A 23,279-nucleotide genomic window follows, 5' to 3' on the forward strand; every position below is an offset into this window, starting at 1 on the left:
AATTACATTTTTATATAGTTAGTACCGTAAGGGAAACGCTGCGGTCTGCTTAACATAGAGTTAGCCACATCATCGTTTACAAAACGCTCTGCCTTAGGATTCCACTCCAGCTTGCGAGGAAGTTTCATAGCAATATGGCTCACAAGACATACAGAACAAGCCCTGTGGCCGATTTCTACAGGAGAGATAGGCTGTTTGCCTGATTGAATACAATCAAGCCAGTTTCCGTGCTGCTCGTCACTCTTATAAAGGTGTATTTCATCTTTTCCAATGACTGAAGTCAATAGTTTTGGGTCACTAGCATCTAAAGATTTTACGCCGTTATTTTCTGGAATTGGATCTGATGGGGTAGCTCTGTAGGCTCCACGTGTCACAAAAATCCATCCGTCGGTTCCTTCATACCTGATTCCGTTAGGGAAACCACCGCTAGTAAGCATGGTAATTCCGTTTTCATATTCAGCTTTTACCATGAAATCGCCATGTACATTCCAACTTCCAAACTTTGGAAATTCTGCTACAGCTTCTACGGAGATAGGACCAGTAAATTCTGTGTTCATTCCCCATGCAGCTGAGTCATAATGATGCTGTCCCCAACCAGTAATCATACCAGCACCAAATTGGTCCATTCTTAACCAACCTGGTCTTCCGTATCCTTTTTGAGGATGAACTAGCATTTCAGAATAAGGCATTTCTGGCGTTGAGCCTAACCACATATCATAGTTAAAACCAGCTGGAACAGGACCTGTTTCTGCTAATGGACCTGCTGGGTCTCCTGGAAGTCCAACTTTTACGGTATGTATTTTACCAATTCTACCGTTTCTTACTAATTCTGCCGCATAACGAAACTGCGGAGAAGAGCGTTGTTGCGTTCCTACTTGCAGTGTAATACCTTGACGATGTACAATATCACTAAGCTGACGGCCTTCGGCAATAGTTAATGATGTCGGCTTTTGAAGATACACGTGCTTTTTAGCCAATGCAGCTTCAATAGCTGGCTGAGAATGCCAATGGTCAGGCGTACTGACAATTACTGCGTCAATGTCTTTGTTTAAAAGCATTTCACGGTAGTCGTCATACATTTTAACATCCACTGTTGAACCAGCTTTCTTATAATGGCTTTCAACTAATTTTTTACCGTATTCCTTTCTATTTACGTCTAGGTCACAAACGGCCATGATTCTAGCCGAATCATGTTGCCATGTACTAGGAAGGTCATGGCTTGTGGCTATTCTTCCACAGCCTATCTGGCCAATGTTAATTTTATTACTCGGAGCACTTTTCCCAAAAACCGTAGATGGCACTATGTAGGGCAAAGCCACGGCCATAGAGGTCTTTTTGATAAAGTTTCTTCTGTTTACTGATTTTATTTTCTTCATTTTAATTTGGTTTTTTCTGTTTCAATTTTTATCGGGTTTACATATTCTTGCCACGCGGCCTCAGCTTTTTCTGCGGTCATTTCGCCATTAAATACTAGCAGTCTGTATTTTAAGTTATAAGTATTATTTGGCTCTAAAACCCAATCCATATTTTTAGTTGGAGCAAAGTTCACAAACATGTCACCGTTGCCGTTTGAGCCTTCAGGCCATATTCTTAAAGGTTCAGGGTGATTATAATTAGTAGGGTGCGACATCAATACCGCTCCACCATAGTTTTCTCCTAATTCACCTTTTACTATACACCATCTCGCTGTACTTCCGTCAGACTCTTTTCTTGATTTTCCTTCTGAAGTTATAACCACGCTGTTTTTATCTGTCCAGACCTCAGTAGCTCTCCAGCTAAAACCACCATATCGATATTCTAGAATATGAAAAGGAGAGTCGCCCGCTGGGCTCAAGTCAATTGAAAAGTCTAAGACATAAAGGTCATTTTCTGGTTGGTAAACGCGTACATTTTGAACTTCGTTTAGAGCAACTTTCTCAGCACCATCTTTAAGAACTACATGCTCATGAAGAGCAGAATATTCTGCGAATACTGGACCGTCTTCTTGTTTTAAAAATTGAGCGAAGCGTACCGTACCTTGTTTCTTTTTTAGATTCCAAAAGTCTAAAGTGTCGCCCTCAAAAAGAACGTGTGTCCATGGATTCCATACACCATAATGATGGTAATGGTCGTCAGGCTGTATTCTAGTTAAAAGGTCTCCATTAGGAGTATTTAAAGGATGAATGAAACCACTACGTCCAAATACTGGGTCAATCCCTTCTGGAGAAGGCATAAATTCGTATTTGTAGCCAAGTAATGTTGAACGGCCGCTATTCACTGTCAATAGGCCATTTTCTCTTTTAAGTTTAAGATTAGAAGCCGTGGCAGTTGGTTTCTTTTTGATAAGGTCATAGCTAAGAGCTCCCACAGTGCTTTCTTGGTTTATTTTCCAATGCAGGGTTCTACTCTTTCCATTTTCTATTTGAAACGGAACTTCTCTTCTAACATTTTCGCTCACTTCAATGAGTGAAAGCTGCTCTTGAGCTAAAAAAGTAACCTTGTCAAGGCTCACTTGAGCATTATAAGACATGGAAGAAGCGGTGACAGCTTTTGGGCTTACCTTAAAGCTTGCAATTTTTTGAGATTTTGCCTGAAAGGCAAAAAGAGATATCGCTAAAAGCAATATGTTTTTTTTCATAGAGAGTTAAATTATTTCAAGAGAAATTTAAAGATAGGGAAATATAGAAAAAAGTTTATGCAATCGGTTGAAATTTATTTGATCAAGGAGATAATAGCGGCTTATGATTAGATTTCTTTTAAGTTTTTTATTGATTTGTTCAAAAAAGAGCCCAAATTAGATTTACTAAATAGAGACAATTTGAAAGTAAGAGTAGCAGGAGTTATAAAAGAGGAGAATAAGGTATTGACCATGCGATATAATTATGGCGGAGTAGACGTTTTTGCTCTTCCAGGTGGCAACCTAGAGTTTGGCGAAGAACTTAAAGAAGCTTTGAAAAGGGAGTTCTTTGAGGAAGTACAGATTGACATTAAAGTGGGTGAAGAATTGCTTACAGCAGAGGTGATAAAAGAGAAGGAACAAACACTTCATCAGATATATGAATGTAGTATAGCGAATGGCCTACCCGTATTGAACCCAGAAGAAACAACTGCCTTAGAAGTTTGTTGGCTTGATATTGACAGAATTAAGGAGTACAACCTATATCCTAACATCAATATTTATCTTGGAAAAATAGATTTAGCTGATAAATACGTAGGTGTTATAGAACAAAAATGGTTTTAATGATTTTAACGGAAGAATTAAACAAAGAAACTGAGTCATATTTCAGAAAGAAAGGCTGGCTAAAGGCCGAAAATGAACTTTTGGAATACGCCAAAGCTGGCGAGGGTAACATGAATTTTGTAGCTCGTGTCAAAACAAACGGTTTTAGTTTTATAGTAAAACAGTCAAGAGCATACGTAGAAAAGTATAAGCAAGTACCTGCTCCAATAGAGCGGATTGAGGTAGAAAACGCTTTTTATAAGGCAGCCACTGAGTCTGAATTTATCAGTAGTTTTTCGCCAGAGATTTTGGACTTTGACAAAGAGAACCATGTTATGGTGATGGAAGACCTTGGTGAAGGCACTGACTTTTTAGGGCTTTATGCTGGAGAGGTGGATGTTACAAAAGCGGAGATAGTGCTTTTGATAAAATACATGACAGTCTTGCATGCTTTAAAACCAAGCGATTTTCCTGATAATGCTAAGATGAAAGCTCTTAATCATGAGCATATTTTCAATTACCCGTATTTGGAAGAGAATGGTTTCGATTTGAATTCGGTACAAGAAGGACTTCAGGAATTAGCGAAGCCTTTAAAACAGAATGAAGTTTTAAAAGCAAAAATAAAGGAAATCGGAAATCGGTATTTGGCCAATGGAAAGACGCTACTTCATGGTGACTTTTACCCGGGTAGTTGGTTAAAGGTAGAAGAGAGCCTTAAGGTTATTGACCCGGAATTTGCTTTCATGGGCGACTCTGAGTTTGATTTGGGCGTGATGTTGGCACATTTCAAATTGGCTGGTTTAGCGGATGACTTAATTGACTTTGCTAAGAGCCAATACAGAAAAGAAAGAGCTATTGACGAAAAACTATTGAATCAATTTATCGGCGTAGAAATATTGAGACGATTAATTGGCTTGGCACAATTACCTTTGGCTTTGAACCTTAATCAAAAACAAGCTTTGGTTTCTGAAGCAACCGAATTGATACTATCTTAATAGAATACTATGAAACAGATTTATGTTGGCTTATTTGCCCTTTTCGCTCTTTTTAATGGTAATCAAATTATAGCCCAATCAACAGTTCAATTTGGAGCTAAACAGGTAAAAGGCTTAGGCTTAACAGAAGCAGAATTATATAATAAAGTCTTAGGGAACATTGTGGGTTCTGCGATTGGAGATGCCATGGGAGCCCCTACAGAAATGTGGAGCCGAGATGCCATACAATTGGAATATGGGTTTGTAAAAGGGTTGGACTCCATGGTTAGAGAAGTTTCGCCAGAAGGAACTTGGAAAACTAATTTGCCAGCGGGTGGTACCACAGATGATACAAGATGGAAAGAATTAACCTTTAAATACCTTACTGAACAGAAGACTTCGACATTAAACGCGAATGATTTTGCGTCGGAGATCTTAGCAGTTTATCAGAAGGCCATCGACCGATATAAGGAAATAGATTCTTTTATGCCAGAGCCTTTTGAGGAGAATACGCTTCATGTGGCTTGGCTACAAGAGTGGGCCAAGGTGGCCAAACCATTTAATGAGAATAATTTGGATGCCTATTCAGTGGCAATGAGCAAGTTTTATGGTGGTGAGATGGTTTGTGCGGGCTTGCTTTATGCTCCCGCGATTGGTGTTTTTTATCCTGGTGATGCAAAACGTGCTTATGATGAAATGTATAAATTGAGCTTTTTTGATGTCGGTTATGCAAGAGATATAAGTGCTTTAGCTGCTGGAATGACAGCTGTGGCAATGAAAAAAGATGCCCAAAAGGAAGACCTTTTAGATGTTTTAAGAAGTGTGGACCCACAGGGTTATTTCAAGAGCAGATTGGTAGGCAGAACATCATACAGAATTCTTCAAAAGTCTTTGGGTATAGTGAAGGAGGCTAAAGAAGATCCAGAAAACTCGATGGAAAAGGCATTTGAACTTTTGGATCAAAACCAACAAGACATGCCTTTTCATGCAGGTGAAATTCATTTGCAGGTTTTGGTAGCCATGCTCTATTCAGACTTTGACTTTATGAAAACCATGCAATTCCTTACTAATTATGGCAGAGATAACGATACCACAGCGGCTATAGCTGGAGGAATTCTAGGAACCTTTTGTGGTTTTGATGCTTTGCCTGCGATAGAAAGGAAGAAGGTCATTGATGTTTCAAATACCGAGCTAAGTATTGACTTAGAAAAACTAGCACAAAACCTGACTAAAAAAATTATTAAACTTCATTGATAATTGGTCATAGAGACACAAACTAAAGCTGTTTGTCTAATTTGATTTGGCAATCACGCAATTATTAGGGTACTTCGAGTTTTCAGAACCATAAACCTTATTGTAAAATGAGAAATAGAATAGTAGCGGTGCTATGTTTGATTTCAATGGCATTTGCTGCAAATGCTCAAAGCGGAAAGCTAAAGGCTCTCTTGTTTACTAAAACTGCGGGCTATCATCATGAGTCCATTCATGAAGGTGTAGCTGGCGTTCGTGCCCTTGGGCAAAGGCATTCTTTCCAAGTAGATTGGCAAGAGAATAGCTCTGTCTTTACTGAAGACGGACTAAAAAAATATGACGTTGTAATTTTCTTAAATACAACGGGCGATGTATTGAATGATAAAGAGCAAGCAGCTTTTGAAAAATACATTCAGAATGGTGGAGGTTATGTAGGAGTACATGCTGCTGCGGATACAGAGTATGAGTGGGAATGGTATACTAAAATGGTGGGGATGATGTTTAAAATTCACCCTGCTCAGCAAACGGCCTATATCCATGTAGAGAACAGTAATTTCCCTGGTATGGAGCGTTTTCCTAAGAAGTTACTTTGGACAGACGAGTGGTACGAGTATCAGAAGCCAATACTTACTAAGGACCTAAATTATTTAGTGTCTGTAGATGAGAAAACGTATGAGCCGTATGCTAAATGGGGTGACAACGAAGGAAAAGGAATGGGAGACTTTCACCCAATATCTTGGTACCATAATTATGATGGAGGAAGAGCTTTTTACACTGGCTTAGGTCATATTGGGGCTATTTATTCTGACCAAACTTACCTTGACCATCTTTATGGTGGTATTTACTGGGCAGCTACTGGTAAAGGTTTGTAAGACTAATAAGCATTAGAAAAAGTAAAGCCCCGTCAACCGTTTGGTTGGCGGGGCTTTGTCTTTATACAGTCTAAAAATTAATTAGTTTCTAGACCCTCTAGAGCTGCTGCTTCTTGAAGATGAAGAAGAACTCCTTGGAGAGCTACTTCTTGCCGATGAACTTCGGCTGCTAGAAGAAGACCTTACGGCCGAACTCCTATTGCTACTTCTAGCTGGAGTGGCTTGTCTGGCAGAAGAAGACCTGCTGCTAGAGCTTGACCTTACTGCTGAAGACCTTTTAGAGCTGCTGCTAGATGCTGGCCTTGCTGAAGACGAACTTCTGCTACTAGAAGATGGTCTTACCGAAGAGCTTCTGGTGCTGCTTGGGCTAGCCTGTCTTGCTGAAGACGAACTTCTACTGCTAGAAGAAGGTCTTATTGCAGAGCTTCTGTTGCTGCTACTTGAGCTAGACTGTCTTGCAGATGAAGATGGTCTTGGACTAGTAGTTCTTGCTCTTACGGCATCTCTAGAGCTACTGCTTCTAGATGTCGAAGTTCTCGCAGAACTTGAAGGTCTGGTAGTGCTCACTCTGCCGTTAGTAGAACCGCTGTAGGTTCTTGCTTTGGCAGTGCTAGAAGATCTACTGTTACCTACTCTTGCAGAAGGGTTTGTTCTATCTCTTACCACCACGTTTCCGTTGGCTCTGTTGTCTAACCTCGTAACCGTATGACGGGTTGCATTGTTAGCATTTACGTTATTGTTACGAAACCTTCTACCGTTTCTGTAGGCATAACGTTCGTTATTATAAACATAAATTCTGGTGGTTGGGTAGTAATATCTTGGAGCGTATCCATATCTAAAGCTTCCCCAGCCTAAGTTATCAAAGCGGTAGAAATTCCATCCGTTTACATAGTATCTGTTATACCAGAAAGGGTATGTATTGAAACCAAAGTAAACTCTGTTAAATCCGTAGTAAGAGCGGTCATAGTCAGCAAGCTCTAAGCCTACTTTTCTGTTTAACCACCTTACATCTTCCCACACATCATCCTGCTCCCACTCATCGTAGTTGCCATCTGCCATGTAATCGTATTCTTTTTCTTCTATTCTTTCTAACTTACTGTACAGTCTCTTAGACTCCCAGTTTGTTATTAGACCAGACTTAATACCGTCAGAGATTCTTACTCGCACATCCCAGTGCCAGTCAAACTCATCATCGTAGTAGTATCGGTCGTCGTATCTGTTTCCGTCTTGGGCTGCGGCAGTAAAACCGAAGAGTCCAAGAAGTATTATTGTTATTAGCTTTTTCATTATCGTAATTTTTAGATTGTATACCTCTTAGATGCAGAAAACGAAGCTCAGGTTGCAAATGAAATGTTAATAAAGTGATTTATTCAAGTTTTTCTTTGACTATACCTAGTGTTGTTTTCGAAACATTCTGTTTATCAGCAATATACGTATTTAGCAAAAGGAAGTTTATATATACTTTCGATTATTTGACATTCGTATATAGGCTCCAATCCATTTTAGATGCGAATACATGAAAACTGGTATTTAACTACTTCCTTCCAATCATCAATACCCCAGCCAAAACAAGTGCAGAACCTATGATTTCCTGTACACTTAAAACCTCATCCAAGAAAATATAAGCTAATATTATAGTGGAAACAGGGCCAATACTCGCCACAATAGAAGCTTTATTTGCACCTAAAAGTTTAATGCCTTCCATAACCAAAAAAGTAGGAATGATGGTGCTGACCAACGCCAGTAGCATACCATAAATATGAACGCCGCTTTCTAAATTATTAACTTTTACATCGGATATTAGATTGAAGTGGATTAGAACATAAATAGAAGAAAGAATCATGGAGATACTGTTGAAATTTATGGAGCCATATTTCTTAATAAGCTCACCGCCAAAAACTAAATACAAGGAATAAGTAATAGCACTCACCAAAATAAATGCCCCACCTTTTAAGAAGTTTTCTGATTCAAATATTCGCGGCTCGGCCGCAATAATCATAACACCGAAATAGGTAATACCAAGGGCTATCAAAGCACCTTTTGAAATCTTTGTTTTTAGAAATATTCTAGAAAAAAGAACGACAAGCGTGGGGTAGATAAAAAGAATAATTCGCTCTAAACCTGCTGAAACATACTGAAGACCTTTAAAATCAAACCAACTTGCCCAGTAGTAACCCAGCATTGACAAAACAGCTATATAGCCAAAGTCTCGATTATCAATGGTGTGTAAAGACAGAGCACCTTTTCTATATCGCCAAAAGGCAATCAAAATAAAAATGGGCAGAGCATAACCAAAACGAAGGGTCAAAAGGGTGATGTCGTCTACGTCATATTCTGCGTAGGCCAGTTTTATAAAAATGGCTTTTGCCGAGAAGCAGATGGCTCCTATCGCTACGAAGATTATTCCTTTCTGAGTTTGTGTCATTTTGATTTTGAATCAATAATTAAAGGTGAGGATTTTATCTATTTCAAAAGTTACTGGTCACTTCTTCTTGGCTCGCTTTCCAGCGGGGACTTCATTTTTTTTCGAAAAAAAACGAATCAAAAAAACAGCACTCTGTAAACTCACACAGTCAAAATTCTAATTCATCGTACATTTAATTTAACTTTTGTCGCTAGAATTTCGACAGTGTTCAAACAGTACAGAGCGATATAAGGAATTCAATTATTTTACTGAAAGCTGTTTTAATTCACAATAAAGGTGAAGCCTTTTTGGGTTATTTCACAGTGATTGACCGTGTGCGGCATTTATTAGGTCTCCACAGCTATATTTCAAACAAAAGACCCCGCCAAACGGCAGGGTCTTGAATCTTATATCTATAGTCTTAGGTCTTTTAAAAAGCCTAAATCATTCCTTTACCATTCAAATATTCTGCAATTTGAACAGTGTTGGTAGCTGCTCCCTTACGAAGGTTATCTGCTACACACCAAAGGTTAAGCGTATTTGCTTGAGACTCATCTCTTCTAATTCTACCTACAAACGTCTCATCTTTACCATGAGCGTTAAGCGGCATTGGGTAAACATTGTTTGCTGGGTCGTCTTGCACTACCACGCCTTCCATGTTTGCCAATAGAGATTTTACCTCGTCTAAATCAAAATCGTTTTCAAACTCAATATTAAGTGATTCAGAGTGACCACCTACCGTAGGAATACGAACGGTAGTAGCCGTAACTCGGATACTGTCGTCTTCCATGATTTTGTTAGTCTCTTTTATCATTTTCATTTCCTCTTTGGTGTAGCCATTCTCTTGGAATACATCAATATGCGGAATTACATTCAAATCTATTTTGTGTGGGTATGCAGGGTCTGCAATCTCTTTTCCGGCACGCTCACCAAAAAGTTGGTCAACTGCTTTCTTACCAGAACCTGTTACAGATTGGTACGTAGAAACTACCACTCTTTTAATCTTGTATTTATCATGAAGCGGCTTCAAAACCACTACCATTTGGATGGTAGAGCAGTTTGGATTGGCAATGATTTTATCTTCTGGGGTAAGTGAGCTAGCGTTAACCTCAGGAACTACCAATTTTTTGGTATCGTCCATTCTCCATGCAGAAGAATTGTCAATAACCGTAATACCAGCTTCTGCAAATTTAGGAGCTAAAGCCAATGACGTTCCGCCGCCGGCAGAGAAAATTGCTACATTAGGTTTCATCTTTATAGCGTCTTCAAAACCCACCACGGTGTATTCTGTACCCTTAAAAGAAACCTTATTTCCGATAGACTTCTCAGAAGCTACTGGAATGATTTCTGTTACAGGAAAATTTCTTTCCTCTAATACTTTTAAGATTTCGCCACCTACAAGACCAGTGGCTCCTACTACTGCTACTTTCATGTTAATTTCATGCCCCCCGACCCATGGCGGAGCATTTTATATGTAATAAAGAGATAGGTCTGTTCTCTTTGTTTCCTTTTATAATCACCAACAATTAAGCTGGTTAAACTGTTTGGGGTGCAAAAGTAAGTAAAAGAGACAATTAATTATAAACATTGCTTTTTCTAAATTACTTGAACCAAGTTCTACTCTTCAAACTGTATCCTATGAGTAAATAGGGCACATGGTTTAACTCAATCACATCCTCCCGTCTCTGCTTTAAAATATGCCCCTGAGCTTACACTAAAACCAGGGTTTAAGACAATGTTTCCGGCTTTGTAGTCAACTCTGGCACTGTTACCAATTAAGTTGTCAGCTTTTATTTCACCATGATTTCTCTTTGCCAGTTTTTGGTATGTTCCTTCAAACATATTTTGATTGGGGTTAAATATTGAGAGATAATTGGGACAATCAGGTTCGATCCAGAAGTCGCAGTTTATTGGGATTGGAGTATTCAAAGAAGTCTTATAGCCTAATTGAAGAAAAGAGTTCGCTCCCCAAGCCCAAAGGCTACCATCTTTATTTAATAATAATGTGAATTGGCCTCCACCACTAATGGACTTCCAGTCATAATTGGTTCCTATTCTCGTTGGTTCTCTAATATAACTGGAACTTGTCCGAGTATCCAATAAATGATCGTAATTGTCTCCCCAAACCCATAGGCTCCCATCAGATTTAAGGGCTATCGAATGGGAGTGTCCAGCACTTATTTTTAACCAGTCAGACTCTAGACCTATCTGCGTAGGTACATTTTTTTTGTAAGAGGAGCCGTCACCCAATTGCCCATAACCATTATAACCCCATGCCCAAATAGTTCCATTCTTTTTCTTGGCGATATTAAAATAATCTCCAGAAACAGCGTAGTCCCAATCAGAACCTGTTCCGATTTGAATAGGGGCGGTTTTATTAACATAAGTGCCATCTCCAAGTTGCCCATAAGAATTATCACCCCATGCCCATAATGTTCCATCGGTTTTGATACTTACATTATGCTTGTACCCGACTCCAATTGACTTCCAATTTGCATCAGTTCCAATTTGTTTTGGCACATTTGATTGAATATTATTACCATGGCCTAATTGACCATCGTAGTTTGCACCCCAAGACCAGATAGTTTTATTTGTCTTAATCGCAACATTATGTATTTTACCCACAGAGACGGCATCCCAATCTAGGTCAGCCCCAACCTGGCTAATGATTTTATTATTTGATTGTGAATTTGTGCCTAATATACTTTGGCTAGCATTACCCCAAGCCCACATAGAGCCGTCGTTTTTTATTGCCACGGAATACAGGTGGGCGGCAGAGACTGTTTTCCAGTCATTGTCGGTGCCTGATTGTACAATTGTACTAATTTCAACTCCTGAACCGTCACCAATTAGTCCTGTTCCTTTACCCCAGACATGTAAAGTCCCGTCACTTTTTATAGCAAGTCCATGAATGCTTCCACCGCTTATATCTTTCCAAAAACCATTTTCTACAATTTTAGTTGGGTATAGGGGACTTCGTTTATTTCCCAATTCTCCGTAGTAATTGTTTCCTGAGCTCCAAGCTTCATTCATCCTATCAATAACGACACTGTGGTAATATCCTGTAATTGGAATAGCCCAATTATTATCATTGCCAATTTGGATAGGGATATTGCTGCTATTGTTGTTAGAGCTTCCCTGTTGTCCAAAACTATTACTTCCCCAACCCCACAATGTGCGATCTTTTTTGATAGCTAATGAATAGTCTGCTTCGGCTGAAATGTGCGACCAATTCTGTTCTACACCAATTTGTTTTGGAAAGTTTGAGGAATTTATAGAGCCATCTCCTAACTGACCTTTTCTATTATCCCCCCACGACCACAATGAGCCATCCTTTTTTATCGCTAAATTAAAGCTTCCTTTAGTACTAATCTTAGACCAGTTGTTTTCTTCGCTTATTAATTGAGGAGTGTTTTTATGCACATTTGTTCCATCTCCAAGCTGACCAAGTTGGTTATTACCCCACGCCCATAATGACCCATCTTCTTTTATGGCGATGGTATGAAGAGCACCAGCTATTGCCTTTACCCATCTGCTTTCGGAAGCTACTTGAACAGGGTATTTAATGTATTTATCACCACTTTCGATATTTCCAATCCCAAGTTGCCCATATGAGTGCCCTCCCCATGCCCATAATGTACCATCGTTTTTTATTCCAACAGAATGATCATAACCGGCACTTATTGAAATCCAATTATTATCTACACCGATTTTTTTTGGTGTTAAATGTTCAATAAAAGTGCTATCACCTAATTTTCCAGGATAGTTATAGCCCCATGCCCATAATGTACCATCATTTTTTATGGCGAAAGCATTATTTATCCCAGCTGAAACTATTTCCCAATCAGAATCAGTCCCAATTTGAGTTTGGTCTATTCTATTTATCTTAGTGCCATCACCCAACTGACCATAATTGTTTTTACCCCAAGCCCATAATGTACCATCGGTTCTTATGGAAATGTTATAATTTGGCCCCAAAGATATTTTATGGAGACATTGAGCTCTTACGTTTAACACTGAAAGAATACTAAAAAACAATACTATAATTACTTGTTTCATTTCAATTATTTATGAAATTCCCCTAAAAACTATAAACCCTAAGCCCAGTAATCACATGATGCAGCGGCACATCCGTCTCCTCCACATCCTCTATTTCTTCTTCAGCTTCAAAAAACGATAAGCCTGCTATGGTTGTGTTATCGGTGGCTAGTGCTAGAAAACGGTCATAAAAACCTTTTCCGTAGCCTACCCGTTGGCCTTTTTTGTCGAAGGCTAGTAACGGAACCAGAATCAGTATGTCGTCATCAGTATCAAAAAACTCTTCAGAAGATATTCCTTCTGTAGTTGGCTCAGGTACGCCCCATTTGTTTTCGGCTGTCTCTGTGTTAGATTCAAAAAGATGATGCGTTAGCATGCCGTTTTCTCTTATTTTAGGTACATATACAGCTACCGGGAAGTCTTTGTGAAGCGTATTGATGATAATGGTGGTATCCACCTCGTTTCGGTCTTTTACAGGCAAAAAACAATGCACCTTGTCGTAGCGGTGCATCATAAGTCTGCTGAAAAGCAATTCCTTTATGGCCAAGCTCTTTTTATAAACATCTACAGGGCTCAGCTGGAATCGCTTTTCAAGGTATGCTTTACGCAAGACCGACTTTTTCATGACTTAGTTTATTTTGTCAAAACCACAGAATGGCTGTAAAACCTTAGGGATATTGATACCGTCTTCCGTTTGATTATTCTCTAAAATAGAAGCCAAAATTCTAGGCAATGCGAGTGCAGAACCATTTAAGGTATGAAGCAGCTGCGTTTTGCCATCTACTTTGTAGCGTAGCTTAAGTCTGTTTGCCTGATAATTTTCAAAGTTCGATACAGAACTTACTTCTAGCCATCTTTCTTGAGCAGCAGAATAAACCTCAAAATCATACGTCAAGGCAGATGTAAAGCCCATATCACCACCACACAATCTTAAGATTCTGTAAGGCAGTTCTAGCTTTTCTAGTAAGCCTTTTACGTGCTCCACCATTTCTTCTAGTGCAGCATAAGACTCTTCTGGCTTTCTGATTTGAATAATTTCAATTTTATCAAATTGGTGTAATCTGTTTAGTCCTCTCACGTGAGCACCCCAGCTTCCAGCTTCTCTCCTAAAGCATGGCGTGTAACCAGCATGTTTTATAGGCAAAGCCTCCTCTTTGATAATATCACCGCGGTACATATTTGTTAATGGAACTTCTGCCGTAGGTATCAAAAATAGCTTGTCTGCCGTGGCTTCGTACATTTGCCCCTCTTTGTCTGGCAACTGCCCTGTTCCGTAACCAGAGGCTTCGTTTATCATGATAGGCGGTTGTATTTCGCCATATCCTGCGGCTTCTGCTTCGTTTAAGAAGAAATTTATAAGTGCACGCTGAATTTTAGCCCCTTTGCCTTTGTAAAAAGGAAAACCAGCACCCGTTACTTTGTTTCCTAATTCAAAGTCTATAATGTCATAATCCGAAATTAAATCCCAGTGAGGTTTTGCACCTTCATGTAAAACCGGCACTTCACCATGACTGAAAATCTCTTCGTTGTCTTCTGGCATTTTTCCAGCAGGAACAGACGCATGAGGAAGGTTTGGAATGGTGTACATCACCTCGTCTAGCTCAGAGCTAAGTACTTTTAATTGCTCGTCTAGCTCTTTTGATTTGGCTTTTAGTTGACCTGTTTCTGCTTTTGCCGCTTCGGCTTCTTCTTTTTTGCCGGCTTTCATTAAGCCGCCAATTTGCTTCGCCATGGCATTAGATTGTGCCAAAACACTGTCTAACTCTTGTTGAATATTACGTCTGTTTTGGTCAATTTCCAAAGCATTGTCCACCACAGCGGCTGCATCTTTGAAGTTCCTTTTTTCAAGACCCGCTATTACGGCATCTCTATTATCTTTTATATGTGCTATCTGAAGCATAATTACTTATTTGTTAGTCGTCTATGGTAATTAATTTGACCCAAATGGTAGTTTAAGTGGCCAAGTAGGTGAAAAAGAAACACCTCTGTGGAAATTTCAGTAGGCAAAACCTTTTCTGGGTAATTTTTTGACAAGTCATCAGCAGAAAGTTTGATAAGTGTTTTGCTAAGCACTTCAATACTACTTTCTATGTCAGCAACAATTTGTTCTATAGTAAACCTTCCCGAAAATTCTTCTTCACGGTTTCTTATGTATCCAGATTTGCCTAAAACAGCACCAATGAAATATCTCAGGTTTCCTGTCAAGTGCATGGCCAGGTTTCCGCCAGAATTACTAATTCCTTCTTGTGTTGAAAAGAGAAGGTCCTCGTTTTCATAACTCAAAACCTCTTCTTTGAGTTTATTAAGGCTTCTCGTAAAAATTAAAATAAGTGCTTCCATCATTGGTCAAATTTAAAAAGTCCTTCGTTGAGAGCTTCCAATGCGTCGTTTTTGTGAACAGAGTCCACCAAAAGAGAAATATTATGCTCAGAGGCTCCGTAAGAAATCATTCTGATAGGAATGTGCTTTACCGCTTCCAAGATTTTGATTGCTATTCCAGCATTATCTGCCAAGAAATTTCCAACAATACAGATGATACTCTGGTTTCTGTCATTCTCTTCTAAATCAGCAAACAGTCTTAGTTCCGCACTAATTTCCTCTAACCTTTCTGAGTTGTCAATAGTCACCGCCACAGAAACCTCTGAAGTGGTAATCATGTCTACAGGAGTTTTGTATTTCTCAAAAACATCAAAAACCTTTCTTAAAAAACCGTATGCATTCAGCATTCTGGTAGAGTGTACATAAATGGCGGTAATGTTGTCTTTGGCAGCTATCGCTTTAATTTCTGCACCACCCGAAATTTTTGAGGTAATCAGTGTTCCTGGAGCTTCTGGAGCCATGGTGTTTTTTAGTCTAACGGGTACACCTCCCATTTTGGCAGGCGTAATAGTACTTGGGTGCAATATTTTAGCACCAAAATAAGCAAGCTCGGCAGCTTCCTCAAAAAGCAATTCACGCACCGGGAAAGTTCTAGTAACTATCCTTGGGTCGTTATTATGCATACCGTCAATATCTGTCCAAATCTGAATTTCTTCTGCTTTGATAGCACCACCTATTAAAGAAGCCGTGTAATCAGAGCCACCTCTTTTAAGGTTATCCACTTCTCCCCTAGGGTTTCGGCAAATAAAACCTTGTGTAACCAATATTTGCTCTGCTTGATTTAGAAGAATAGCACTAAGTTTTTCACCAATTTTGGCAAACTCAGGTTCGCCGTCGGCATCAATGCTCATAAACTCCAAAGCAGGTAATAATACCACAGACTCACCTTGCTCTTTCATGTAAGCAGCAAAAAGTTGAGTGCTTAGTATCTCACCCTCAGCCACCATCTTTTTATCTTGTCTTGGGGTGTAAATGTTGACATTGGCCAAAGAACTTATAAAACTAAACTCTTTTTCAATGATTTTTTTTCCTTCCGCTAGGCCTTCTTCTGTAACAAAAAGCTCCGCAATGAAGGTTTCATAGTGAGCAAATAGCTCATCAATTTTACTAAAAGCAGCTTTTTTATCACCTTGAGACAAAGCTTCTCCAATGCTCAAAAGGGCATTTGTAGAGCCAGATAAGGCAGATAAAACCACAATTTTTCGGGTATCATCAGCCGTAACTAAGTCCCTAATTGATTTCATACGTTCTGGCTTTCCAACGGAAGTGCCACCAAATTTCCAAACTTGCATGTTATTTAAATAAAGGTAAAAACTGATTTATACTGTTATGATATTTCCTTTCTATTTCAAGCCAAGCATTTTAACCGCCGTAATTGCTGCTTCATCTCCTTTGTTGCCATGAATCCCTCCCGCTCTATCCACAGCTTGTTGGTGCGTATTTGGTGTTAAAACACCAAAGATCACAGGTTTACTATATTTCAAACTTACCGAAGTAAGCCCTTGTGCTACCGCATTGTTGATATAATCATTGTGCTTTGTTTCGCCTTGAATCACACAGCCAATGGCAATAACCGCATCAATTTCTTCTTTAGCCGCATATACTTGCGAGCCATAACTTAGTTCGTAGCTGCCTGGTACGTCTATTTTTAATATGTTCTCTTTCTGAGCACCGTGTTTTATTAAGGTGTCAAACACTCCTTGGTATAAAGCACCCGTTATTTCTTCGTTCCATTCGGCTACTACTACAGCAAATTTCTTGTTAGAAATGTCAATAATACCGTCGGTGTTATAAACAGAAAGGTTTTTATGTGCTGAACTCATGTTTTTCTTAAAAATGATTTATAAAAAAAGGGATAAACCTGCTGGCTTACCCCTTGTTAATATTATTATGCTTGGGTTAGTTACCAGCTTCTGCTTCTAATTTCGATTTATACTTAGTAGCCGCCAACACACTTGTAGACGTAGGGTACTTTTCTATAAGCTCAGTGTAAGCTTCCATAGCACCTTTAGTATTTCCTGAAGTTTCAAATGCCGTAGCAAGCTTCATTAAATAGTTAGGTGTCATTTCTTTGTTAGGATTGTAATCTGCAGCTTTCTGATAGTAAGAAATAGCTTCTTCAGTATTTCCTTTTTCCATATTAGCATCACCTATCAAAGCGTAAACTTTGCCTTGAATGATTAAATCACTTGAACTAAAATCAGAAAGATAATTGATAGCCTCATCAAACTTGCTTTGCTTCATGTAAGCCACACCTACATAATACTTAGCCAAATTTCCAGCTGGCGTAGAACCATAATTCTCCGCTACTTCCAAAAGACCAGCGTTTCCACCAGTTCCTTGTAAAGCAAGGTCTAATGAATCTGATTCAAAATAGTATACAGAATCAAACATCGCTTTTTGCGTTTCTGTATTCTGTTGCTTCATCCAATAGTTATATCCAAAGATACCAAGGGCAATTACTAAAATTGCTCCTCCTATTATTCCAAGGACTTTTTTATTTGAGTCAAAGAAACTTTCGGCTTTGCTAAACTCTTGTTGAAGTGCTTCTGCACTTTCTAGAATCTCAATACCTGATTTGTCTTCTTTCTGTTTTGCCATCTTATGCTTTCGCTTAATTTTTCGAGGTGCAAATTTAGTTAATTGATTTCTAATTCAATCAATCCTTTGCCCAAAATGTATTGAATGGTAGGGGTAAATAAACTATTATATACAAGAAAAGGCACCAACGGTGCCTTTTAATACGATTTTTGCTTAAAATTATTCCATTAAGAATGGGTAATCTTCTTGCACATAGATGTCTTTGAAGGCATCTTCTGCAGCAGGATATGGAGATTCTTCTGCAAATTTTACAGCTTCAGCTACCTGACCCTTAATTTTTGCATTGATTTCATCCAATTCGTCTTGTGTCGCAATCTTGTCTTTAAGGATTCTTTCCTTAGTCATTTCGATTGGGTCACGAGACTTCCATTCAGCTACTTCTTCTTTCGTTCTATATTTTTGTGGGTCAGACATAGAGTGACCTCTAAAACGGTATGTCTTAAACTCTAAGTAAGTAGGACCATCACCTTTTCTCGCTCTTTCTGCAGCTCTGCTCACAGACTCATGAACAGCTTCTACGTCCATTGCATCTACAGGCTCAGCTGGCATATCATAAGCCTCTGCTAAGGTGTAAAGTTCTTTTACGTTCGAACTTCTTTCTACAGAGGTTCCCATGGCGTATCCGTTATTTTCTACCACGAAAATTACAGGAATTTTCCATGTCATGGCTAGGTTAAACGCTTCGTGAAAAGCACCTTGACGTACCGCACCATCACCCATGTAGCAAATACATAGGTTTTTAGTTCCTTTATATTTTTCTGCAAAGCCAATTCCAGCACCAACAGGAATTTGAGCACCCACAATACCGTGACCGCCTACAAAACCTACTTCTTTATCAAAAATGTGCATAGAGCCACCTTTTCCTTTAGTAGTACCAGTAACTTTACCAAAAAGCTCGGCCATAATGGCGTTCGGGCTAGTTCCTAAGGCTAGTGGCTGACCGTGGTCTCTGTAAGATGTAATGTATTTGTCACCTTTTTCTAGAGCAGAAACTGCTCCTGATGCACAAGCTTCTTGTCCTATATATAAGTGACAGAATCCACGAATTTTTTGCTGACCATATAATTGACCCGCTTTTTCTTCAAACTTACGCTGAAGCATCATTGATTCATACCAGTATAGGTATTGCTCTTTTGAGTATTTAGTTTTCGCTGCTGCTTTCTTCTTTGTAGCTGCCATATATTTCTTTCGTTTCTTAGCTCTAAATTATCAAAACAAAATATCTTTTTCGAATTAGATATTCCTTTTTAAAGGGAGAGCAAAAATAGCTATTAAAGGTTTACAGATGAAAAATATCCTTTAAATCTATCTAAATATGCTGGTGAAAATTTGATAATAAGACCTGCAAGATTGATTCTTTGGCTTTTTCATGTGCAAATAGCTTTGTGAATTGGCAATTCTTTGGTCAATTTTGCCACCATTACTGAAGCAAAAATGTATTTAAAGTCAATCAGACTCTTCAATTTTCGGAACCATACAGATGCCCAATTCCAATTTTCGGAAAGGGTAAATTGTATTGTTGGTCAAAATGGTGGAGGAAAAACAAACCTTATTGACGCTGTATATTTTTTGGCTTTGACCAAAAGCTCTATTCAGAAGCAAGACCAATTAAGTGTTACCCATGATGAGCTTATCATGGTAATAGATGGAAATTTTGTCAATAAAGACAAGGAAGAAAACATTACACTTTCCGTAAGAAAAGGTCAAAAGAAAACGCTTTTGGCAGACAAAGTAGCTTATGATAGGCTTACGGAGCATATTGGTAAATATCCAGTCGTGCTTATTGCCCCTGACGATACCGACATGATTCGTGATGCAAGTGATACACGCCGGAAGCTTTTTGATGGGATAATTTCTCAGTTTGACATGGACTACCTCAAGGCTTTCCAGAAGTATAACCGACTGATGGACCAGCGAAATAGTTTATTAAAGCAGTTTGCGGAAAGAGAGTATTTTGACCAAGAGATGTTGGATAGCTATTCGCAGCCTTTAGTTGGCTTTGCTGTAGAAATAGCTAATAAAAGGCGAAGCTTTTTGGGCGAGTTTGAACCTGAAATAGTCAAACATTATAAAGAGATAAGTGGTGGAAAAGAAAAAGTAAGCATCCATTACCAAACAGAGGTGGAAGCGGGTTTTGAAAAGAAATTTAAGAATAATGAATTTCGAGACCGACAGGCTCAACGCACTACTTTAGGTATCCATAAAGATGATTATATCTTTCAATTGGATGATTTACCTGCAAAAAAGTTTGGCTCACAAGGGCAGAAAAAGTCGGTGGTATTGTCTGTAAGGTTGGCTCAATTTAACCTTTTGGAAGGGAGAAAAGAGCTGAAGCCAATTCTGCTTTTAGATGATATTTTTGATAAACTGGATGATAGCAGAATCAAAAAACTGATTGAAAAAATTGACAATGATACGTTTGGGCAGGTTTTTATTACAGACGCTCGACCTGAGAGAACGCAAAGGATTTTAGAAAATGTTAAAGCGGAGGTCAAGTATATTGAGCTCTAAAGTCTTAAGTTTGTATATGTCAGAAGCTACAAAACCTACCAGCGGTTGTTTATTAATTGCGGAGCCTTTTTTAGGTGACCCAAATTTTGAACGAAGTGTTATCCTTTTATGCGAACATAATGCGAAGGGTTCTTTTGGCTTGGTGCTTAACCAGCTGTCAAATTTGACACTGAAAGATGCTATTGACGACTGTTATGTGGAAATTCCGCTTCATGTAGGAGGGCCGGTAGAGCATAATACACTCCATTATATACATAGGCTCGGTGATCTAATTCCAGATTCTGTGAATTTGGGAGGTAACCTTTACTGGTCAGGAGATTTTGAAACGCTTAAAACTTTAGTGAACGTAGGGCAGGTAGAAGAAAAGGACATTCGCTTTTTTCTTGGATACTCTGGCTGGGGCGAAGGGCAGTTAGATGCCGAAATGAATAAAAATTCATGGATAGTGTCTGATATTGATACCGATTTGATATTTGATTCAAAACCCGAAGAGTTTTGGCGAAAGATATTAAGAGGCATGGGTGGCTCGTATAAAGTTATGAGCAACTACCCTACTGACCCAAGATTAAATTAAGAAGAGTTTAATATTGAATACCCCAGCGGGGTATTATATTAGTAGAGACGGGTGAAGCCCGTCTTGATTTAAAATATGGGAGTAAAGCATTTGGCGGAATTTTGGCCATTAGAAGCCAAAATTGTGACAAATAATAAAACTAAAATTGCCAAATAGGGTAAACGTTTCCCATTTCAAAACGACTGGATTCTTGGTTTGGGAGTTCTAAAAAGGCATCATTTAAACTAAGGTTTGCTAAATCTCCAGAGCCGCCACCTTCTATCGGAAAGGCTTTTAGGCGTCCGTTTTCGTTTTTCAGTTTTACCTGTAAAAAATAACCGAGCTTAGGCTTAAAGCTTATTTCTTCGGCTAAAATGGCCATTTCGGTTTCTAGTTTGAGACCAATGGATTTCTGAATCCATGGCAAAACATACCGCACAGCACACATAAAAGAGGAAACTGGGTTGCCTGGAAGAGCAAAAGCCAGTGTTTTTCCTTTTTTGCCAAACCACATCGGCTTGCCTGGTCTTTGTTGAATTTTATGAAAGAGCTTCTCTGCTCCTACTGCAGCTAAAGCTTGCGGCAAATAATCTTTTTTTCCGGCCGAAACACCTCCAGATAATATGATAGCATCGTATTCTTCAAAAATGTTTTGGAGCATTTCAATGCTTTCTTGTAGCTCGTCTTTAAGGTGAAATTGACTTACGGACGTCGCAAAGGGCTCTAATAATGAAGAAATAGCGTAAATGTTTGACTTCCTGATTTGATGACTTTCGGGCGTTTCCTTGACTTCTACCAGTTCATCGCCAGAGGTAATAATCGCAATTTTGGGTAGCTTATTTACTGTGACTTGTTCTTTTCCTGTAGTGGCTAAAATAGCTAAGTCGGCACTTTTTAGTTGATGCCCTTTTGCGAGCAGAACTTCGCCTTTTCTTCTGTCGTGCCCTTTTTTGTGCACATTTTTAAACATTGGCAGGCCATCATTTATGGTAGCTACACCATCTTTTAAGGTCACATCTTCATACCTTATTACCGAGTCTGTGTTTTTGGGTAAAGAGGCACCGGTCATTATTTCTACACAAGCGTTTTTATTGTCAAGTGTTTTTTGAGGTTCTCCTGCATATTGAATGGATTCTAGAATAAAAGTTCTTTGACCGTTTTCGTAGATTTTTCCTTGAATGGCAATACCATCCATAGTCACTCTGTCAAAAGGAGGAAAATCTCTATCGGCTTGTATTTCTTCTGCCAATATTCGCCCTTTTGATTTTTGAAAAGGAATAGTTTCCACACCAAAACTTTGAGTGTTTTCTAAAACTATTTGACTCGCTTGTGCTACGGTAATAAAATCCATTAATCGAAATTCATAGGTTGGTCGCGTACATGAATGGGGCTTTGTCGCTCTCTTAAGTGCAGGCCCGTTCTTTTAGAAAATACTGTTTTAATCTCTGCTAAGATAGAAAGGGCTATTTCCTCGGGGTTTGTAGCTCCTATATCTAGTCCTGTTGGTGCGTAAATGTACTTTAAAAGCTCTTTGGGTATTTGTTTTCCTTCTTCCGTAAGTTCGTTTAAAATTCGCTCTGAGCGAACTTTTGGCCCTAACATGCCTATATAGCGAAGGTTTTTGTGAGATAATTTAGAGAGGTTATCCTTATCAGTGGCCAAAGAGTGCGACATTAATATGACAGCAGTGAAGTCATCAAAATAGAGCTGAGCTATATCTTCAGGAGCTACTACATTTTCATCTTTGACTTTAGTTGGCGGAGCTATTACACTATAATCCCAACCAAGTTCGCGAATTTGTCTTATTAAGGGATATAAATCATATTGGTGACCAAAGAGAAGAATTTGCAATGCGGGAGGAACTACCTCAATAAATAAAGTGATTTGCTCATTGAGCACTAAATTCTTTGATTTTTCAAGCTGCTGAATTTGCTTATTAAGCTTCTCAATATCAGCACTACCGTCTAAAACTTTCAAACACTCAATGCCAGTAAATTCTAAGAGTTTTCCGAGAAGTTTTTTGTCATCTGATGATGTTACAGAAATTAATTTTCTGACTTTTCTAGGTGTTTGGTTTGTTGAATTTAATACGGCAATGGCATTGTTCGGGTCGTTCTCATCAATGGGTGTAAACAGCACATCAATAATGCCATTGCAGCCAAGCCCTACGCCTATCTGGTGGTCGTCGTCTGTGGAGGTGTCGTAGGTTATTACAGAGGCTCTGTCTTTCAAAATAGCCATTCTGGCACGTTTTAGAGCATCTCCTTCTAGGCAGCCACCACTAATTCCGCCTACCCACGTTCCATTTTCAGAGACTAGCATTCTAGCTCCCATTCTTCGATAAGAAGAACCTTCTACCCGCACCACGGTGGCTAGTGCCACCTTTTCGGAAGGTGCTTTTTGTGCATAGGTTTTTAAAATGCTTCTTATCTCTTTCATCAAAATCAAAATTAGTCAATGAATTTTAACAAAGGCAGATTCGTTAAATATTCGATAT

21 protein-coding genes are annotated in these 23,279 nt (G+C 38.9%); 6 read left to right on the top strand and 15 right to left on the bottom strand.

Going from position 1 to position 23,279, the window contains the following annotated elements:
• Nucleotides 1-2: 2 nt before the first annotated feature.
• Nucleotides 3-1,376 carry a Gfo/Idh/MocA family protein gene (locus tag AC0L6O_RS01440; protein WP_473305750.1) on the bottom strand — a complete coding sequence of 458 codons (1,374 nt, stop codon included), beginning with the start codon at nucleotides 1,374-1,376 and terminating at the stop codon, nucleotides 3-5.
• Nucleotides 1,373-2,617: a DUF6807 domain-containing protein gene (locus tag AC0L6O_RS01445; RefSeq protein WP_473305752.1), complete on the bottom strand. Its 1,245-nt coding sequence runs from the start codon at nucleotides 2,615-2,617 to the stop codon at nucleotides 1,373-1,375. The genes AC0L6O_RS01440 and AC0L6O_RS01445 overlap by 4 nt, the downstream gene beginning before the upstream one ends.
• A 180-nt stretch (nucleotides 2,618-2,797) precedes the next feature.
• On the opposite strand from AC0L6O_RS01445, the gene AC0L6O_RS01450 reads away from it, so the two are divergent.
• The 4 genes from AC0L6O_RS01450 (at nucleotide 2,798) to AC0L6O_RS01465 (ending at nucleotide 6,296) form a co-directional block, all read left to right on the top strand.
• Nucleotides 2,798-3,220, top strand: coding sequence for an NUDIX domain-containing protein (locus tag AC0L6O_RS01450; protein ID WP_473305753.1), 423 nt, complete (start codon nucleotides 2,798-2,800; stop codon nucleotides 3,218-3,220).
• Entirely contained in the window at nucleotides 3,220-4,194 is a 975-nt protein-coding gene (locus AC0L6O_RS01455) for a phosphotransferase (protein WP_473305755.1), read from the top strand. The genes AC0L6O_RS01450 and AC0L6O_RS01455 overlap by 1 nt, the downstream gene beginning before the upstream one ends.
• A gap of 9 nt (nucleotides 4,195-4,203) precedes the next feature.
• Nucleotides 4,204-5,427, top strand: coding sequence for an ADP-ribosylglycohydrolase family protein (locus AC0L6O_RS01460; protein ID WP_473305757.1), 1,224 nt, complete (start codon nucleotides 4,204-4,206; stop codon nucleotides 5,425-5,427).
• A gap of 107 nt (nucleotides 5,428-5,534) precedes the next feature.
• Nucleotides 5,535-6,296, top strand: a complete 762-nt coding sequence (locus AC0L6O_RS01465; RefSeq protein ID WP_473305758.1) for a ThuA domain-containing protein — start codon at nucleotides 5,535-5,537, stop codon at nucleotides 6,294-6,296.
• An 81-nt stretch (nucleotides 6,297-6,377) separates the two neighbouring features.
• On the opposite strand, the gene AC0L6O_RS01470 is transcribed toward AC0L6O_RS01465, so the two are convergent.
• From AC0L6O_RS01470 to pdhA, 11 genes are all read right to left on the bottom strand, one after another.
• Nucleotides 6,378-7,583: a hypothetical protein gene (locus AC0L6O_RS01470; RefSeq protein ID WP_473305759.1), complete on the bottom strand. Its 1,206-nt coding sequence runs from the start codon at nucleotides 7,581-7,583 to the stop codon at nucleotides 6,378-6,380.
• Between the two features lie 247 nt (nucleotides 7,584-7,830).
• Nucleotides 7,831-8,721 (bottom strand): DMT family transporter, encoded by an 891-nt coding sequence (locus AC0L6O_RS01475; protein WP_473305760.1) that lies wholly within the window; start codon nucleotides 8,719-8,721, stop codon nucleotides 7,831-7,833.
• A gap of 418 nt (nucleotides 8,722-9,139) precedes the next feature.
• The gene (locus AC0L6O_RS01480; RefSeq protein WP_473305761.1) at nucleotides 9,140-10,132 is read right to left on the bottom strand and encodes an aspartate-semialdehyde dehydrogenase; all 993 of its coding nucleotides are present in this window, start codon (nucleotides 10,130-10,132) and stop codon (nucleotides 9,140-9,142) included.
• 233 nt (nucleotides 10,133-10,365) lie between these two features.
• A complete protein-coding gene (locus tag AC0L6O_RS01485; protein ID WP_473305763.1) occupies nucleotides 10,366-12,759 on the bottom strand; it encodes an RCC1 domain-containing protein in 2,394 nt (797 codons plus the stop codon).
• A 22-nt stretch (nucleotides 12,760-12,781) separates the two neighbouring features.
• Complete coding sequence (locus AC0L6O_RS01490) at nucleotides 12,782-13,363, bottom strand: 5-formyltetrahydrofolate cyclo-ligase (protein ID WP_473305764.1); 582 nt, start codon at nucleotides 13,361-13,363, stop codon at nucleotides 12,782-12,784.
• Nucleotides 13,364-13,366: 3 nt separating this feature from the next.
• Entirely contained in the window at nucleotides 13,367-14,638 is a 1,272-nt protein-coding gene (gene serS / locus AC0L6O_RS01495) for a serine--tRNA ligase (RefSeq protein WP_473305765.1), read from the bottom strand.
• Between the two features lie 2 nt (nucleotides 14,639-14,640).
• Nucleotides 14,641-15,081 (bottom strand): DUF1572 family protein, encoded by a 441-nt coding sequence (locus tag AC0L6O_RS01500; RefSeq protein WP_473305767.1) that lies wholly within the window; start codon nucleotides 15,079-15,081, stop codon nucleotides 14,641-14,643.
• The gene (locus AC0L6O_RS01505; RefSeq protein WP_473305768.1) at nucleotides 15,078-16,409 is read right to left on the bottom strand and encodes an aspartate kinase; all 1,332 of its coding nucleotides are present in this window, start codon (nucleotides 16,407-16,409) and stop codon (nucleotides 15,078-15,080) included. The genes AC0L6O_RS01500 and AC0L6O_RS01505 overlap by 4 nt, the downstream gene beginning before the upstream one ends.
• A gap of 51 nt (nucleotides 16,410-16,460) precedes the next feature.
• Nucleotides 16,461-16,940, bottom strand: coding sequence for a 6,7-dimethyl-8-ribityllumazine synthase (gene ribH / locus AC0L6O_RS01510; RefSeq protein ID WP_473305769.1), 480 nt, complete (start codon nucleotides 16,938-16,940; stop codon nucleotides 16,461-16,463).
• Nucleotides 16,941-17,016: 76 nt separating this feature from the next.
• Nucleotides 17,017-17,718 carry a tetratricopeptide repeat protein gene (locus AC0L6O_RS01515; protein WP_473305771.1) on the bottom strand — a complete coding sequence of 234 codons (702 nt, stop codon included), beginning with the start codon at nucleotides 17,716-17,718 and terminating at the stop codon, nucleotides 17,017-17,019.
• A 159-nt stretch (nucleotides 17,719-17,877) separates the two neighbouring features.
• Nucleotides 17,878-18,897 (bottom strand): pyruvate dehydrogenase (acetyl-transferring) E1 component subunit alpha, encoded by a 1,020-nt coding sequence (gene pdhA, locus AC0L6O_RS01520; protein WP_473305772.1) that lies wholly within the window; start codon nucleotides 18,895-18,897, stop codon nucleotides 17,878-17,880.
• Nucleotides 18,898-19,152: 255 nt separating this feature from the next.
• On the opposite strand from pdhA, the gene recF reads away from it, so the two are divergent.
• Both recF and AC0L6O_RS01530 read left to right on the top strand, forming a co-directional pair.
• Nucleotides 19,153-20,229: a DNA replication/repair protein RecF gene (gene recF / locus AC0L6O_RS01525; protein WP_473305774.1), complete on the top strand. Its 1,077-nt coding sequence runs from the start codon at nucleotides 19,153-19,155 to the stop codon at nucleotides 20,227-20,229.
• 16 nt (nucleotides 20,230-20,245) lie between these two features.
• Nucleotides 20,246-20,803, top strand: coding sequence for a YqgE/AlgH family protein (locus AC0L6O_RS01530; RefSeq protein WP_473305775.1), 558 nt, complete (start codon nucleotides 20,246-20,248; stop codon nucleotides 20,801-20,803).
• Between the two features lie 139 nt (nucleotides 20,804-20,942).
• Here the strand turns inward: AC0L6O_RS01530 and AC0L6O_RS01535 are convergent, their stop codons facing one another.
• Both AC0L6O_RS01535 and AC0L6O_RS01540 read right to left on the bottom strand, forming a co-directional pair.
• Nucleotides 20,943-22,133: a molybdopterin molybdotransferase MoeA gene (locus tag AC0L6O_RS01535; protein WP_473305777.1), complete on the bottom strand. Its 1,191-nt coding sequence runs from the start codon at nucleotides 22,131-22,133 to the stop codon at nucleotides 20,943-20,945.
• Nucleotides 22,133-23,221, bottom strand: a complete 1,089-nt coding sequence (locus AC0L6O_RS01540) for an XdhC family protein (RefSeq protein ID WP_473305778.1) — start codon at nucleotides 23,219-23,221, stop codon at nucleotides 22,133-22,135. Before AC0L6O_RS01540 ends, AC0L6O_RS01535 begins: the two co-directional genes overlap by 1 nt.
• Between the last annotated feature and the right edge of the window lie 58 nt (nucleotides 23,222-23,279).

Source organism: Arcticibacterium sp. GJ41-1 (assembly GCF_055808875.1).